Origin of the sequence: Micromonospora parva (genome assembly GCF_040649675.1) — a bacterium.
Taxonomy (GTDB): Bacteria; Actinomycetota; Actinomycetes; order Mycobacteriales; family Micromonosporaceae; genus Micromonospora; species Micromonospora parva.
This window is the reverse complement of sequence record NZ_JBEZFX010000002.1, coordinates 83916-97413: the sequence shown is the minus strand read 5'-3', so window position 1 is coordinate 97413 and position 13498 is coordinate 83916. Positions and strand designations below refer to the sequence as shown.

Annotated in this window: 16 protein-coding genes; 8 read left to right on the top strand and 8 right to left on the bottom strand. The window is 72.6% G+C overall.

The genetic code is table 11. The annotated features are described in order from the left end of the window. Positions 1–31: 31 nt before the first annotated feature. Together AB0C03_RS05700 and AB0C03_RS05695 are read right to left on the bottom strand one after the other, a co-directional pair. Positions 32–433: a hypothetical protein gene (locus tag AB0C03_RS05700; RefSeq protein ID WP_210862237.1), complete on the bottom strand. Its 402-nt coding sequence runs from the start codon at positions 431–433 to the stop codon at positions 32–34. A gap of 111 nt (positions 434–544) precedes the next feature. Next, the gene (locus tag AB0C03_RS05695; RefSeq protein WP_030335491.1) at positions 545–931 is read right to left on the bottom strand and encodes a DUF2267 domain-containing protein; all 387 of its coding nucleotides are present in this window, start codon (positions 929–931) and stop codon (positions 545–547) included. A gap of 177 nt (positions 932–1108) precedes the next feature. Here AB0C03_RS05695 and AB0C03_RS05690 point away from each other — a divergent pair, with 177 nt between their 5' ends. The 3 genes from AB0C03_RS05690 (at position 1109) to AB0C03_RS05680 (ending at position 2631) form a co-directional block, all read left to right on the top strand. Then, complete coding sequence (locus AB0C03_RS05690) at positions 1109–1441, top strand: nuclear transport factor 2 family protein (RefSeq protein WP_030335490.1); 333 nt, start codon at positions 1109–1111, stop codon at positions 1439–1441. 287 nt (positions 1442–1728) lie between these two features. Next, positions 1729–2148 carry an ATP-binding protein gene (locus AB0C03_RS05685; RefSeq protein WP_030335489.1) on the top strand — a complete coding sequence of 140 codons (420 nt, stop codon included), beginning with the start codon at positions 1729–1731 and terminating at the stop codon, positions 2146–2148. A 105-nt stretch (positions 2149–2253) separates the two neighbouring features. Further along, the gene (locus AB0C03_RS05680) at positions 2254–2631 is read left to right on the top strand and encodes a nuclear transport factor 2 family protein (protein ID WP_030335487.1); all 378 of its coding nucleotides are present in this window, start codon (positions 2254–2256) and stop codon (positions 2629–2631) included. Position 2632: 1 nt separating this feature from the next. Here the strand turns inward: AB0C03_RS05680 and AB0C03_RS05675 are convergent, their stop codons facing one another. Together AB0C03_RS05675 and AB0C03_RS05670 are read right to left on the bottom strand one after the other, a co-directional pair. Then, entirely contained in the window at positions 2633–3169 is a 537-nt protein-coding gene (locus tag AB0C03_RS05675; protein WP_030335485.1) for an SUKH-4 family immunity protein, read from the bottom strand. 190 nt (positions 3170–3359) lie between these two features. Next, positions 3360–3830: a hypothetical protein gene (locus AB0C03_RS05670; protein ID WP_030335483.1), complete on the bottom strand. Its 471-nt coding sequence runs from the start codon at positions 3828–3830 to the stop codon at positions 3360–3362. A 113-nt stretch (positions 3831–3943) separates the two neighbouring features. On the opposite strand from AB0C03_RS05670, the gene trpB reads away from it, so the two are divergent. From trpB to AB0C03_RS05655, 3 genes are read left to right on the top strand one after another with little or no spacing between them, the layout of a single operon-like run. Beyond that, positions 3944–5116 (top strand): tryptophan synthase subunit beta, encoded by a 1173-nt coding sequence (gene trpB / locus AB0C03_RS05665; RefSeq protein WP_374224318.1) that lies wholly within the window; start codon positions 3944–3946, stop codon positions 5114–5116. After that, the gene (gene trpA / locus AB0C03_RS05660) at positions 5113–5835 is read left to right on the top strand and encodes a tryptophan synthase subunit alpha (RefSeq protein WP_030335479.1); all 723 of its coding nucleotides are present in this window, start codon (positions 5113–5115) and stop codon (positions 5833–5835) included. The genes trpB and trpA overlap by 4 nt, the downstream gene beginning before the upstream one ends. 57 nt (positions 5836–5892) lie before the next feature. Beyond that, a complete protein-coding gene (locus tag AB0C03_RS05655) occupies positions 5893–6624 on the top strand; it encodes a GntR family transcriptional regulator (protein WP_210861263.1) in 732 nt (243 codons plus the stop codon). Here the strand turns inward: AB0C03_RS05655 and AB0C03_RS05650 are convergent. Continuing rightward, entirely contained in the window at positions 6621–8744 is a 2124-nt protein-coding gene (locus AB0C03_RS05650) for a PQQ-dependent sugar dehydrogenase (protein ID WP_357634699.1), read from the bottom strand. The genes AB0C03_RS05655 and AB0C03_RS05650 overlap by 4 nt on opposite strands. A gap of 37 nt (positions 8745–8781) precedes the next feature. Then, complete coding sequence (locus AB0C03_RS05645) at positions 8782–9729, bottom strand: LamG-like jellyroll fold domain-containing protein (protein WP_210866207.1); 948 nt, start codon at positions 9727–9729, stop codon at positions 8782–8784. Between the two features lie 133 nt (positions 9730–9862). On the opposite strand from AB0C03_RS05645, the gene AB0C03_RS05640 reads away from it, so the two are divergent. Next, on the top strand, positions 9863–10897 hold the full coding sequence (locus tag AB0C03_RS05640; protein ID WP_030335470.1) for a LacI family DNA-binding transcriptional regulator: 1035 nt from the start codon (positions 9863–9865) through the stop codon (positions 10895–10897). Positions 10898–10973: 76 nt separating this feature from the next. Next, positions 10974–11849 carry an alpha/beta fold hydrolase gene (locus AB0C03_RS05635; protein ID WP_210862974.1) on the top strand — a complete coding sequence of 292 codons (876 nt, stop codon included), beginning with the start codon at positions 10974–10976 and terminating at the stop codon, positions 11847–11849. Positions 11850–11864: 15 nt separating this feature from the next. Here AB0C03_RS05635 and urtE read toward each other — a convergent pair whose 3' ends face one another. Both urtE and urtD read right to left on the bottom strand, forming a co-directional pair. Next, positions 11865–12557 (bottom strand): urea ABC transporter ATP-binding subunit UrtE, encoded by a 693-nt coding sequence (gene urtE, locus AB0C03_RS05630; RefSeq protein ID WP_210862972.1) that lies wholly within the window; start codon positions 12555–12557, stop codon positions 11865–11867. Beyond that, on the bottom strand, positions 12557–13498 hold a 942-nt coding region (gene urtD, locus AB0C03_RS05625; RefSeq protein ID WP_357634694.1), incomplete at its 5' end, for an urea ABC transporter ATP-binding protein UrtD. The genes urtD and urtE, both read right to left, overlap by 1 nt.

The window sequence follows — 13498 nt, the reverse complement described above, 5'->3', positions numbered from 1 at the left end:
TCGGACGTGGGGGCGTGGCCTGATCGGCGGGTCAGGCCGCGCCCCGGCCCTTTGGCCGCAGGTCACCGGCGAGCAACGCGGACGCCGCCAGCGCCGCGGCCAGCACCCCGGTCACCGCGATGACGAATCCGCGCTCGGCGCCGCGGGGCGCCAACGCGACCCCGACGGCCAGCGCGGCGAGCGCCGCCACCGCCATCATCAGGCGGGCGGCGTCCGCGAGGCGCACCGCCCGGCGGCGGGCCGCGACCATGATGGTCAGCACGCCGAGCGCGCCGGCCGCTCCGATGATCGACCAGGACAGCCCCAGAGCGCGGGTCGGCGCGTCGACAGCTGTCGTCCCGGCGTACGCCAGCAGGCCGAAGGCGACGACCAGCAGACCGCCACGCCGCCGGGCCCGCGCGGCGTCCACACCCTCCGGGGTACGCGTCGCCATCGCCTGACCTCCACGGTTGACCGCTGTCGCACCGGCATCATCCCCCGGTCGGCCCCGCGCGGAGAAGACCCCCGCCCCCGGCATCCTGTGGGAGGCGCTCCGAGGCGTCGGTCAGGGGCCGTGCGGCAGCGGCTGCGCCAGCGCCCGCAGGTCCGCCGGCAACTGGGCCAGCGCGTCCTCGAACTCCCGGTGCCCGACCACCCGGTGCATCGTCTGCAACACCGCGCGGGTGCCCCGCTCGGCGGCCGGGCGGTCGATCCCGGCGCGGTCGGCCACCCGGCGCAGGAACTCGTCGTAGTCGAACGTTTCGGCCGGCTCGGCCGCCTTGACCAGCAGCGGGCTCAGTTCGTCGGCCAGGTGGGGGGCCAACGCGCCCGCCTCCCCGCCGCTGAGCCGCTCGGTGAGGGTCCGCAGGACCGCCTCGGTGAGCGGGCGCGCCTGTTCCGGCGAAACATTCGCGCGTGCCGCAACCTTGTCGACGAACGCCAGCTCGGCCATGTCCCCGCCCTTCGCCTCGGAGACGCGTGGCTACCCGGGCCACGCGGCAGCAAACCCGACGGCCGGCGCGATGGTTCTGCTGGTTGCCCCGCGCGACGCCGTCGGCTTCTCGTACGGTGAGGTCGGACCGGGAACCCGACGGCTGCCCGACGGCGGCCCGTGCCGCAGGAGGAGCAGATGGCCCTCGACCTGCCAGACGTGATCGACCGGTACTTCCGGGCCGTCAACGACCGGGACCTGGACGCCTTCGTCGCCTGCTTCGCCGACACCGCCAGCGTCGCCGACGAGGACCGGCTGTACGACGGGCGGGCCTCGATCCGCTCCTGGCGGCAGAAGACCATGGACGCGTACTCGTACACCGCCGAGCCGGTCCGCCTCACCCCGCAGGCGGGCGATTCGTACCTGGCCCTCACCCGGGTGTCCGGCGACTTCCCCGGCAGCCCGGTCGAGCTGCGGTACCGGTTCACGCTGCGCGACGGGCTGATCGGCGCCCTGGACATCCGTCAGTGACGGCGAACCCGTCCACCGGCCCGACGGCAGCACCGTGCCGCGAAGTCCGCCCCGGCCGCGCGGTGACCGTGTCCGGCCAGCGAGCCCAGCCGGGCGGTCCGGCCCGCAGGTGATCAACCGCCGAACGGACGAGACGGCCAACGGGTCAGTGGATGACATGATGTGAAGAACAGCTGTCGCTACGAGAAGGGTTCCGGCTGCCCGATGGCGCACTTCGAGGCTCGCACGCCGACGACACCCGCGTGGATCGCGGTGCCGCCGGCCGGGCAGCCGCGTCGGGCGGGCTGATGCCGGGAGAGCGACGGGAGGCCGTGGCCGAGCAGAATGTCCCGACCCACGCCACAGACACCATGGCGTACCAGGTCGCGACCGACGTGCGAGCGCTGCGCGCGTTCGTCAGCGCCGGGGCGCTGGCCCGCGGCCTGTCGGCCGAGCGGGTGGAGCTGTTGACGCTGGCGGTCAGCGAGCTGGCCACCAACACGTTGCAGCACACCACCGGCGGCGGCTGGGTCCGGCTCTGGGCGGAGTCGGGTCAGCTGTTCTGCGACGTGGTCGACCACGGGCCGGCGCGGGCGTTCGGGCGGAGCATGCCGGCCGCCGACTCGGTACGCGGTCGCGGGCTGGCCATCGTCGAGCAGATCTGTGACGAGGTGGCGGTGCTCACCGGCCCCGGAGAGACCGTCGTACGGATTCGCCTGAGTCTGTGAACGTCGGCGGCGATCCCCGCCCACGCGGGCCACGACGGCTGTCACAATGCGGACAGCCCGGGCCGACGGTGGCCCCGGGTCAGCCCCGAACAGGAGGACGCCACGATGCCGGACAGCGCACGAGAGGCGGAGCTGCTCGACGCCGAGCGCACCCTGCAGGCCGCCCAGCGAGCCGGCGACGTCGCCGCCCTGGACCAACTGCTGGTCGACCAGCTGATCGCCATCGGCCCGGACGGGCGTGCGCTCACCAAGCAGGACGACCTGACCGCCCACCGGGACCGCCGCTCGGTCGTCGAGGAGTTGGTGGAGGAGGAACTGGACCTGCTCGTCGTCGGTAGAACGGGGGTCACGTTCTTCCTGGGTCGGGTGTCCGGAACCCTCGACGGGGTGCCGTTCGCGGCGCGGCTGCGCTACACCCGGACCTGGGTCCACGACGACCCACACGGCTGGCGGGTCCTGGCCGCGCACATCAGCCCGGTCTGACTCAGCTCGGGTCCTCGTCGTCCTCGTCGTCCTCGTCGAGCAGGCCCTGCTCGTCGAGGAACGCGAACCACCGGTCGTCGGCGGGGGTCAGGTCGGCGTAACCCGGCCCGAGCAGGTAGTAGTCCACGAAGGATTCCACGTCGGGGGCGAGCTCCTCGAACGCGTCGGACATGAACCACTCGGTGCCGGTCGGTGGGAAGTACCAGATCGCTCCGGTGCCACGGTCCATGAAGACCGGTTCGTCGCTGCGGGTGCCGATCACCAGCCAGCCGGCCCGGTTCTGCGGAATGGCCGAGAATTCGGGCGCGTAGTCCAGGTGGTACTGGATCCCGGGCAGGGTCGACGTGGACGCCAGCTCGACCCGACCCGCCCGTATCCCGTCGGTCACCAGCAGGAGATCCCGCAGGTCGGCCGGGAGCCCCGCCGGCACGGCGTCGATGGCCGCCCCCTCGCCGAACTCGGCGTACGCCAGGCTCTCCGGCAGATCGGCCAGGTCGGCCCGCAGCTCCTCGATGAGCTGCCGCAGCTCGGCGTTCACCGCACCACCTCTGTTCGGATGAGGCCTCGTCCGGCAAGGCTCCGGCTGCCCGGAGACCCACGAGCCGATGCGCGGTTTGGTTCTACCACGCATCGGCTCGTCGCGGCGTCACCTCGCCGATTCCGCCTAACCAACGGGAACGGGAACTGCCCACGATCCGGTCCCGGTGTGCTGCCGTCGAGCCCTTTCCTCAGGTCACGACGGCGTCGATCGGGCCGACGCGCAGGGTGCCGTCGTTGAGGGGGGTGCAGCGGATGCCGCCGGTGGTGCGCAGCGCCTTCCACGCCCCCGGGCCGACGGTGACGTCCATCCAGGCGCACGGTCGGGCCGCCCGGTTGACCCGCAGGCTGACCGGGCCGTCGCCGGAGTCCAGCACCAGCACTCTGCCGATCAGCTCGTCGACGGCGATCCCGGTGGTGAGGATGTTGCGCCGCACCTCGGCCAGGCCGATGCCGTCCGGCAGCGATTCCCGGGCGATGACGGTGACGCTGGCGTCGCGGTGTGCCTGCTGACCGAAGTAGCGGTCGCCGACGATGCCGAGGCCGGCCCGGATCCGGACGGCGTCGACCAGCTCGCCGGGTGGGGCGGGTGCCGGACCGTCGGCGGGCCGGCCCAGGAAGCGGTGCACGGGCGAGGCCAGCAACTCGACGATCTCCGGCATGACAGGAAGTCTACGAAGCGCACGGGGTGCCGCGGCGCAGGTCGACGGATGACGAGGCGGGTCGGCTGTTGCCAGGGCACGGCAAACTGTTCTATAACTGTTGCATGAGTTCTATAACAGTACGCGCGACGGTTCCCCCCGGGCGGTACGGAAGCTATGGCGGGCGGTACGTGCCGGAATCCCTGATCCCCGCCTGCGAGGCGGTCGCCGAGGCCTTCTCTGAGGCGTGGGCCGATCCCCGGTTCCGTGGCAGCCTCACCGCGCTGCTGTCGGCGCACGTGGGACGACCGACGCCGCTGACGCCGGCCGTGCGACTGTCGGCCGAACTTGGCGTGACGGTGCTGCTCAAGCGGGAAGACCTGACGCACACCGGATCCCACAAAATCAACAACGTGCTCGGGCAGGCGCTGCTGGCCCGGCGCATGGGGCGTACCCGTCTGATCGCCGAGACCGGAGCGGGCATGCACGGCGTCGCGACGGCGACGGCCGGTGCCCTGCTCGGTCTACCGGTGACGGTGTTCATGGGCGAACGCGACGTGGAACGCCAGGCGCACAACGTCTTCCGGATGCGGCTGCTGGGCGCCGAGGTCGTTACGGTGACCACCGGCAGCCGCACGCTCAAGGACGCCACCAGCGAGGCCATGCGCCACTGGGTGACCGACGCCGACGAGGCGTACTACTGCGTGGGCTCGGTCATCGGTCCGCACCCCTATCCGATGATGGTCCGCGAATTCCAGCGCGTCATCGGTGACGAGGCCCGACAGCAGTGCGCGGCCGAACTGCCCGCTGCCACCCCCGACTACGTGGTCGCCTGCGTCGGCGGCGGCAGCAACGCGGCCGGCACGTTCGCCGGGTTCGTCGAGACGTCGGCGAAGCTCGTCGGGGTCGAAGCCGAAGGCGGCTCCGGCGCGGCGAACGGGGAGGTCGGCGTTCTGCACGGCTTCCGGTCGCTGTTCCTGCAGGACGAGCACGGGCAGATCAGGGAGGCGCACTCGATCGCGGCCGGGCTGGACTACCCGGGCGTCGGCCCCGAGCACGCGTACCTGCGCGATCTGGGGCGCGCCCGGTACGTCACCGCCTCCGACGGGGAGGCGATCGCGGCCGCCGTCCGGCTCGCGCGGGCCGAGGGCGTGCTGCCCGCCATCGAGTCGGCCCACGCGCTCGCCTGGGTCGTTCGCGCCGCCGGCACACCGGAGCTGCCCAGCGGGTCGACAGTGCTCGTCACCCTCTCGGGGCGCGGCGACAAGGACGTGACCACCCTGATCGCGGAGGCGGACCTCGGATGAAGCTGTTGATGCCCTACATCACCGGCGGGATCGTGCCCGGTTGGACGGCCTTCCTGAGCGCCTTCGCGCACGCCGGGGCCGACATGATCGAGGTCGGGCTGCCGTTCTCCGATCCCACTGTGGACGGCCCCACCATCCAGGAAGCCTCGGACGCGGCGCTGGCCCGGGGCACCACGCCCGCCTCGGTCCTGGCGGACCTCGCCGGAACGCGGGTGGGCATCCCCCTGGTCGCCAGCACGTACGCCAACATCGCGCTGCGGCCGGGGTTCGGCGACGCGCTCGCGGCGGCCGGGGTGAGCGGGCTGATCGTGCCCGACCTGCCCCTCGACGAGCTGGCCGGGTTGGACGTGCCGGGCGTCCAGGTGAGTCTGCTCGCCTCACCTGCCACGCCGGACGACCGGCTCGCCGAGATCGGCCGGCGCAGTCAGGGTTTCGTGTACGCCGTGTCGGTCATGGGCACGACCGGCGAACGTGACCGGCTCGCGCCCTCGGCCGTCCTGCTGGCCGCCCGACTCAAGCAGGTCACCGACCTGCCCGTGCTGGTGGGCTTCGGCATCTCGACCCCGCAGCAGGCGGCCGAGGCGGCGGCGGCAGCCGACGGCGTCATCGTCGGCGCGGCCGTCATGCGGCGCATCCTCGACGGCGCGAACCCCGCCGAGGTCGGGGCCTTCGTGGCGTCGCTGCGGGCCGCGCTGTCGCCGGTGGCCCCCGTGCGATGATCGGCGGTGGCCGTCGACGACGGGGGGCGGACAGTCGACGCATCGGGAGGCAGACCAGTGGCACGCTATCGGGCCATCGCCGCCGACCTCGCCGCCAAGATCCGCGACGGCCACTACCGGCCGGGCGACGCGCTGCCCGCGCAACGCGAGCTGAGCGCGGCGTACGGCGTCACGGTGATGACACTGCGGCAGGCCCTGCGCGAACTGAGCGCCGAAGGGCTGATCGTCCAGCGGCCCGGCAAGGGCACCTACGTCGCGCCGTCGCCCGCGGCGTACCAGCTGGGATCCTTGCGGAGCTTCGGCGACGACCTGCGTGAGCAGGGCCACGAGGTCCACACGACGGTGCTCTCCCGCGCGCAGCGCCGGCTGCCCGCACGCGTCGCGGCCCGGCTGCGGGTCCGCGAGGCCGAGACGGGCCTGCGCCTCGAGCGGGTCCGCGCGTTCGCCGGCCGCCGCGCCATTCACCAGATTTCCTGGGTACGCGAGCCGCACGCGAGCCGGTTGCACGACGTGGATTTCACCGGCACGTCGCTGTACGCGGCCCTGGCCGACCTCGGCGTGACGGTGGCCCGGGCCTCGGAGACGATCCGGCCGGAGGTGTTGAGCGTCGACGTGGCCCGGCATCTGGACGAGGCCGAGGGAGCGCCGGTGCTGGTCAGCGACCGGATCACCTACGCGCCCGACGGGACGGCCCTGGTGACGGACCGGGCGACGATGGTGGGCAGCATGATGCAGATCACCGCCGACCGGGCCGCCACCGGGCTGTCCCTGCACTACGGCGCGGTCTAGCCCGCCATTGACCCGGTGCCGGCTGGTGTGCCGGTGACGGTCAGGTCGCGCACTCGGCCCACGTTGTCGAACGACCCGAAGCCGACCCGCCCCGCGCCGAACGTGGTGTCCTTCGCGGTCAACAGCGGGTCCCGGTCTCCGTCGACGTAGACGGCGATCTCGCCGGTGGCCGGCAGGTGCACCACCCGCACCCGGTGCCACCGGGCATCGGTGATCGCCGGGTTCGCGCCCCGGGACCGGCCGTTCCACTGGTGGTCGATGCGTTCCCGGTCGGCGTTGTCCACCTTGAAGATGCCGTTGTGCGGATAGATCGTGTTGTCGGTGGAGAGGTGGGCGTAGTAGAACTCGGTGTCCGAGCGCCAGCCGAAGACGATGATCACGTCCCGGTTGCTGACCTCCACCGGTGTGTCGAGCCGTACCTGAGCGTCCACCCGCACCGACGACCACGCCGGTCCGGCGGTCAGCACGGCGTACTCGAAGGGTCGGCGCGGACCCGGCCGGCTCTCCCCGGCCTCGGCCAGGATGACCTGGTCGCCTGCGAACCGCCACTTCGCCGGCGTCACCGGCGCCCAGTTGGCCGCCCCGGCGGTGCGGCGCAGCGTGACGTCCCCGACGTCGCCGCTGGCGTACCCGGTGGTGCCGGTCACCTTCCAGACCTTCCCGTTGGCCTTCGCGACGACGTAGAGCTCACCGGCGGCGTCGGTGCCGAAGCGCAGGTCGACCCGGTTGGGGTCGCCGGGCGCACCCGGCGCGGACAGGTCGCGCATCCGGACCGGGGTGCCCGCCGGGTCGAAGAGGGCGAGCTGGTGGATGGTGGCCAAACCCCGGCCCCGGCGCATCTCGTTGGCCTCGGTGTAGAACACCCGGCCGTCGACCAGGTCACCGAAGACGTACTTGCCGCGCAGCGCGGGCAGCGTCCGCCCCCGGTAGACGAAACCACCGGCCACCGCGACACCGACGTCGTCGGTGCAGTTCCAGCCGGCGGCGGGGTCGTGGTCGTACGCGGCGACCGGGTAGGTGTAGCCGTAGCTGGCGTCGTCGGCGGGCAGCGGGAGCAGCCGGTCGCAGGGGTTGGTGGCCGTCTTGTCGAAGACGAACGAGCCTTCCCGCTCGCTCCAGCCGAAGTTGTCCCCGGCACGGACCTCGTAGATCGCCTCGACGGCGTGTTCACCGATGTGCCCGAGGTACATCCGACCGGTCGCCCGGTCCCAGCTGAACCGGTGCGGGTCCCGGAAACCCACCGCGTAGAGCTCGCCGAGCGCGCCCGCCCGCCCCACGAACGGGTTCGTCGGTGGGATGCCGTAGCGCCCGTTCGCGGCGTTGGTGCCCCGCGGGTCGATCCGCAGCAGCTTGCCGTGCGGCACCGCCAGGTTCTGCGGGTCGGTGTTGCGCGCGCCCTGCCCGCCGTCGCCGACGGCGAGATACAGCAGGCCGTAGTCGCGGTCGTGGCGCTTGGCGGTGGGGTTGAAGTTGATTTCCTGGATGCCGTGCACCTGGCCGCCGAAGCCGATGCGCAGCACCTCGCGGTGCGTACCGGCGAAGGTGGCGGCGGCCGGGTCGGTCGCCGTCCACTCGGTGATGACGCCGTGGAAGAGCGTGTTGGGCTGGGCGTAGTCCGGTACGGCGGTCGTCGTCGACGCCAACTCGGTGTGGATGGTGTAGAACCGGCCATTCACCCCGAACTCCGGGTGGAACGCGACATACCCGAAGCCCTGGCCGAGCCCACGACCGGAGAAGAACCGCGGCGCGAACGTCGCGGCCACGTCCAGGTAGACGTGCGGCACCCCATTCTCGACGAGGTAGAGGCTGCCGTTGAGGTCGGGCACCGCCCGTCGGCCGGAGCCGTCGGGCACCTCCATGATGGTGTTGATCCGCGCGGTACGCATGAGCCGCGCGTCGGTCGGCGCCGGCGTGGGGTACGACTGCGGGAAGCTGGCGTACTCGCCGAGCACCAGCCCGAGTCGGGACTGGGTCGGCATCTCGGGGATCGGGTCGTAGACCGCGTCGGCGGCCCGTGCGGGCGTGGCGACCAGTGTGGATAGGATCAGCACGAGGGCGGTGAGGCCGGCCCTCACTGTTAGCCGGCGGGTGGTGCCGGCGCGGCGGTGCACTGTGCGCACGCGTGTCTCCTTCTCGGTGGGACGGTGCCGAGGGTGGTCAGCGGGCAAGGTGGCGGTACTGCCTCCGTACGTCGTTCGCGGAGACCACACTGTCGAGGAACATCAGGCCGTCCATCCGGCAGTCGCACGGGTTGCGTTCCACCGTGTCCTGCGGGAAGCTGCCGCCGATCTTGATGCCCCGGGGGTCGGACGCGCTGGTCAGGTGCGGGCCGGGTCCGGACACCAGCCACGGGTCGTCGGTGCGGGTGTAGAAGCCGTCCACCGGTTCACCGTTGCGGTAGAGGGCGAGCGCGCCGGTGTCGAAGTCGAAAGTGGCGGCCAGGTGCACCCACTGCCCCACCGGCAGCAGCTCGCGCCAGTCCTGGGTGGCGGCGAAGGTCTGCGAGTTGCCGCCGTCGAGCCGCCGGCCGAGCGCGACGAGGCGCACCTGCCCGTCGACGTCGATCAGCTCCAGCAGGGCGCGGACGCCGTGACCGTCGGAGTCGCCGGTCAGCACCCCGGCCAGGCCGATGGCGTTGTACCTGTCGTCCGGGTCGGCGGTGGTGGAGTTGGGCAGCGGGCTGTCCATGTTCAGCTTGAACCAGCCCATCACCGTGGTGCCGGCGGTGGCGCTGAAGGCGCGCAGCGTCCGCACCCCGCTGGCCGACCAGGTGCCGGCCTTCCAGTCGTCGTTGCCGGCACCAGTGGGGTCGACCTGGCGGGTCTGCACCGCGTTGCGGCTGCCCCGGTAGGCGTGGTCCGGCACCCGCATCGCCGCGCCGCCGTTGACCAGCTCGATCTCGGTGCCGGAACGGCCCTGGTCGCGTTCCAGGGCCGGGTCGCCGGGCACCGGGTGGTCGAAGTCGTACGCGGCGACCAGATGCGTGCGCAGCGCCGGGTGGACGTCGGGCGAGGTGTGCCGGTCCGCCTGTGCCGGTGGCGTGCCCACACCGGCCAGGACGCCGATCGCCAGCAGGGAGACGGCCGCTCGTCGGGCAGTGGACATGGCTGTCACCTCGTTTCGCGGCAGGGAGGATGCCGGTCACGTAAGCGCTTACGTAAGCGCTTACGTACCCTAGGCTTCGATCAATGCCACTCGCAATAGATCGGGTGACATGAATGTTTCCGGAGGGTTGCGGATGTCCAGGGCCAGCCGGCGGCCGCGCCTCGTGGACGTCGCCGAACACGCAGCTGTCTCGCTGGCGACCGCCTCCCGGGCCCTCGCCGGCCGCGCGGGGGTCAGCGCCGAGGTGGCCGACCGGATCCGCCAGATCGCCCGCGAGCTGGGCTACGTGGCCAACCCGTACGCCCGCACCCTGGCCGGAGGAGCCACCTCCACCGTGGGTCTGATCGTCCACCAGGTCGACGACCCGTACTTCGCCGAGATCGCCGCCGGGGTCATCCAGCTCGCCGCCGAGCAGGGGCTGCTGGTGCAGATCTGCCAGTCCGGCCGCGACCCCGACTACGAGCTGCACCAGCTGCGCCACCTGATCGCCCAACGGGTCGGCATCGTCCTGATCAGCGGTTCCGGCTACGACGACCCACGGATGGAGAGCGCGGCCCGCGCCGAGCTGGCCGCGTTCCAGGACCACGGCGGCCGGGCCGCGGCCATCGGCCGACACGCGCTCGGCGTCGACGCCGTCCTGCCGGACAACGAGGCCGGTGGCCACGCCCTCGCCCAGCACCTGATGGATCTCGGCCACCGACGGATCGCGGTCGCCGCGGGCAGCGCCGGCCTCACCACCGTCGCCGACCGGCTGGCCGGGGTCTCGGCGGCAGTGCGCCAGCGCGGCCGGTCCCCCGTCGACCTCGCCGTCGTGCACAGCGCCTTCACCCGCGACGGTGGGCGCGCCGCCGCCGAGCGGATCCTCAACGAGCATCCGGAGACGACGGCGATCATCGCGCTCAACGACGTGATGGCCATGGGCGTGCTGTCCACACTGCGGTCCCGCCGGGTGCCGGTGCCCGCGCGGATGTCAGTGGTCGGCTTCGACGACGTCTCCGTGGCCGCCGACCTCGCACCCAGCCTCACCACCATCCGGCTGCCGATGACCGAGATGGGCCGCACGGCACTGACCCTCGCGCTCAAGCCCCGCACGACCCGCCCCCGCCGCCGCCCCACCGGGCACCTGCTGGTCGTCCGCGACTCGACCGGGCCCGCACCGACGAGCTGACCGCAATGCCGCACCGCGACGGCCGGACGTCTGGCACGGTCGAGGGGTCCACCCCGTGACCGGATCAGGAGAGTCAATGGCCGAGAACGCCGTACGCCACCGGACCGTCGACGTCGACGGCATCGCGATCTTCTACCGCGAGGCCGGTCCCGTCGACGCGCCGGTCGTGCTGCTGCCGCACGGGTACCCGTCGTCATCGTTCCAGTTCCGCCACCTGCTGCCCGCGCTGGCCGACCGGTGGCACGTCATCGCGCCCGACTACCCGGGCTTCGGTTACAGCGCGCTGCCCGACCCCGACCGGTTCGCGTACACCTTCGACGCCCACGCTCACCTGCTCCAGCGCTTCGTCGACACGCTGGGGCTGACCCGCTACGTGATCTACCTGCAGGACTACGGCAGCCAGTTCGGGCTGCGCCTGGCGATGGCCGCCCCGCAGCGGGTCGCCGGCCTGGTCATCCAGAACGGCGACATCTACCCCGACCAGCACGGGCCCAAGTACGAGCCGCTGAAGCGGTTCTGGCGCGACCCGACCGACGAGGGCCGAGCGGAGTTGGCCACGGCGATCAGCGAGGACGGCTTTCGCGGCGAGTTCCTGGGCGAACTGCCGGACCGGCTGACCGACCGGGTGAGCCCGGACCTGTGGCGGCTCTCCGGCGCGCTGGTCACCGATCCGCGGCGGCGCGACGCCTGGCTGCGACTCCTCGCCGACCAGGGCAGCACCGTCGCCTGGTTCCCGCGCCAGCAGGAGTACCTGCGGACCCACCGGCCGCCCACACTGATCGTGTGGGGGCCGCACGACGGCTACATGCCCGAAGGCGCGGCCCGCGCCTACCTGCGGGACCTGCCCGACGCGGACCTGCACCTGCTCGACGGCGGCCACTGGCTGCTCGAGACGCACCTCGACGAGGTCGTCCGGCTGGTCCGCGACTTCCTCAACCGGCTCCAGCCGTGACAGACGCCCCGCCGATCAGACCGCCAGGGCGGCCCGGACCTCCCGCTCCGCCGTGACACCCCCGTCGCCGTGCGAGGTGACCCGGCCGGACTCCAGCACGTGGTAACGGTCCGCCACCCGCAACGCGAAACCCAGGTGCTGCTCGACGAGGAGCACACTGAACCCGGCCTGCCGGGTCAACTCGACGATCCGCTCCTGGATCTCCGCGACCACCGACGGCTGGATGCCCTCGGTCGGCTCGTCGAGCATCAACAGCCGGGGCCGGGTGATCAGGGCACGGGCGATGGCCAACTGCTGACGCTGACCGCCGGAGAGCAGCCCGGCCCGACGCCGCAGCAGCGGGCGCAGCGCCGGGAACAGATCCAGCACCTCCGCCGTGGCCACCGCCCCGTCGCGCCGGCCGTCGGCGACCAACCGCAGGTTCTCCGCGGCGGTCAGGTGCGGGAAGCACTGCTGGCCCTGCGGGACGTACGCCATCCCCCGCGCCACCCGCTCGTGCGGCCCGGCGCGGGTGACGTCCGCACCGTCCAACTCGACGGTGCCGGCGCTCGGACGCAGCAGGCCGGCCGCGACCCGCAGCAGTGTGCTCTTGCCGGCGCCGTTGTGCCCGAGCACCGCGGCCACCCCGTCGGGCGGGACGGCCAGGTCGACCCCGTGCAGCACCCGAGAACGCCCGTACCCGGCGTGCACCCCGCGCAGCGTCAGCATCATGCCTCCCGGCCGGTGCGGGCCGACCCGGCGTCGACCGGGTGGCCAAGGTAGACCTCCTGCACGCGCGGGTCTGCCTGGACCTGCGCCACGGTGCCCTCGCTGAGCACCCGCCCGGCGTGCAGCACCGTGACGCTGCGCGCGAACCGGCGCAGGAAGTCCATGTCGTGCTCGATCACGACGACAGTGCGGTCCCGGCTCACCGTCTCCAACAGGGCGCCGGTGGCGTCGCGTTCCTCGTGGCTCATGCCGGCGACCGGTTCGTCCAGCAGCAACAGCCGGGCGTCCTGCACCAGCAGCATGCCGATCTCCAGCCACTGCTTCTGGCCGTGCGCGAGGGTCCCGGCGAGATGCCCGGCGCGCTCGGCCAGCCCGATGGTCTCCAGCGCCGCGGCCACCTCGTCGGGGACACCACGGCGACGCCGGGCCAGCGTCGCCCAGCTGCGCCGGGCCCCGGCGGCGATGTCGAGGTTCTGCAACACCGACAGCTCCTCGAAGACCGTCGAGGTCTGGAACGTCCGCCCGATGCCGAGCCGGCTGATCCGGTGCACCGGGCGACCCAGCAGCTCCTCGGCACCGAAGCGGACCGAGCCGGTGGCCCGGACCAGGCCGGTGATCGCATCGACCAGTGTGGTCTTGCCGGCCCCGTTCGGCCCGATCAGGAACCTGATGTCCCCGGCGGGCACCTCCAGGCTGACCCCGTCGACGGCGGTGAAACCGTCGAAGCTGACCCGCACGTCGCGGACGGACAACCCGTCCAACCGTTCCCCGCTCGTGCCGTGCAGGCCGGGCATGCGCTCACGGCCCTCGCTGCGCTCGGTGCGTTCACTCATGCCGTGCCGGTCGGGCATGCGCTCACGGCCCTCGCTGCGCTCGGTGCGTTCACTCATGCCGTGCCGGTCGGGCATGCGCTCACGGCCCTCGCTGCGCTCGGTGCGTTC

Excerpts from the sequence above, each read along its gene's own strand:
- AB0C03_RS05700 (WP_210862237.1), bottom strand. The coding sequence starts at position 433 with ATGGCGACGCGTACCCCGGAGGGTGTGGACGCCGCGCGGGCCCGGCGG.
- AB0C03_RS05670 (WP_030335483.1), bottom strand. The coding sequence starts at position 3,830 with ATGCCGGAGATCGTCGAGTTGCTGGCCTCGCCCGTGCACCGCTTCCTG.
- AB0C03_RS05640 (WP_030335470.1), top strand. The coding sequence starts at position 9,863 with ATGTCCAGGGCCAGCCGGCGGCCGCGCCTCGTGGACGTCGCCGAACAC.
- trpA (WP_030335479.1), top strand. The coding sequence starts at position 5,113 with ATGAAGCTGTTGATGCCCTACATCACCGGCGGGATCGTGCCCGGTTGG.
- AB0C03_RS05680 (WP_030335487.1), top strand. The coding sequence starts at position 2,254 with ATGCCGGACAGCGCACGAGAGGCGGAGCTGCTCGACGCCGAGCGCACC.
- AB0C03_RS05690 (WP_030335490.1), top strand. The coding sequence starts at position 1,109 with ATGGCCCTCGACCTGCCAGACGTGATCGACCGGTACTTCCGGGCCGTC.
- urtE (WP_210862972.1), bottom strand. The coding sequence starts at position 12,557 with ATGCTGACGCTGCGCGGGGTGCACGCCGGGTACGGGCGTTCTCGGGTG.
- AB0C03_RS05685 (WP_030335489.1), top strand. The coding sequence starts at position 1,729 with ATGCCGGGAGAGCGACGGGAGGCCGTGGCCGAGCAGAATGTCCCGACC.
- AB0C03_RS05645 (WP_210866207.1), bottom strand. The coding sequence starts at position 9,729 with ATGTCCACTGCCCGACGAGCGGCCGTCTCCCTGCTGGCGATCGGCGTC.
- AB0C03_RS05695 (WP_030335491.1), bottom strand. The coding sequence starts at position 931 with ATGGCCGAGCTGGCGTTCGTCGACAAGGTTGCGGCACGCGCGAATGTT.
- AB0C03_RS05635 (WP_210862974.1), top strand. The coding sequence starts at position 10,974 with ATGGCCGAGAACGCCGTACGCCACCGGACCGTCGACGTCGACGGCATC.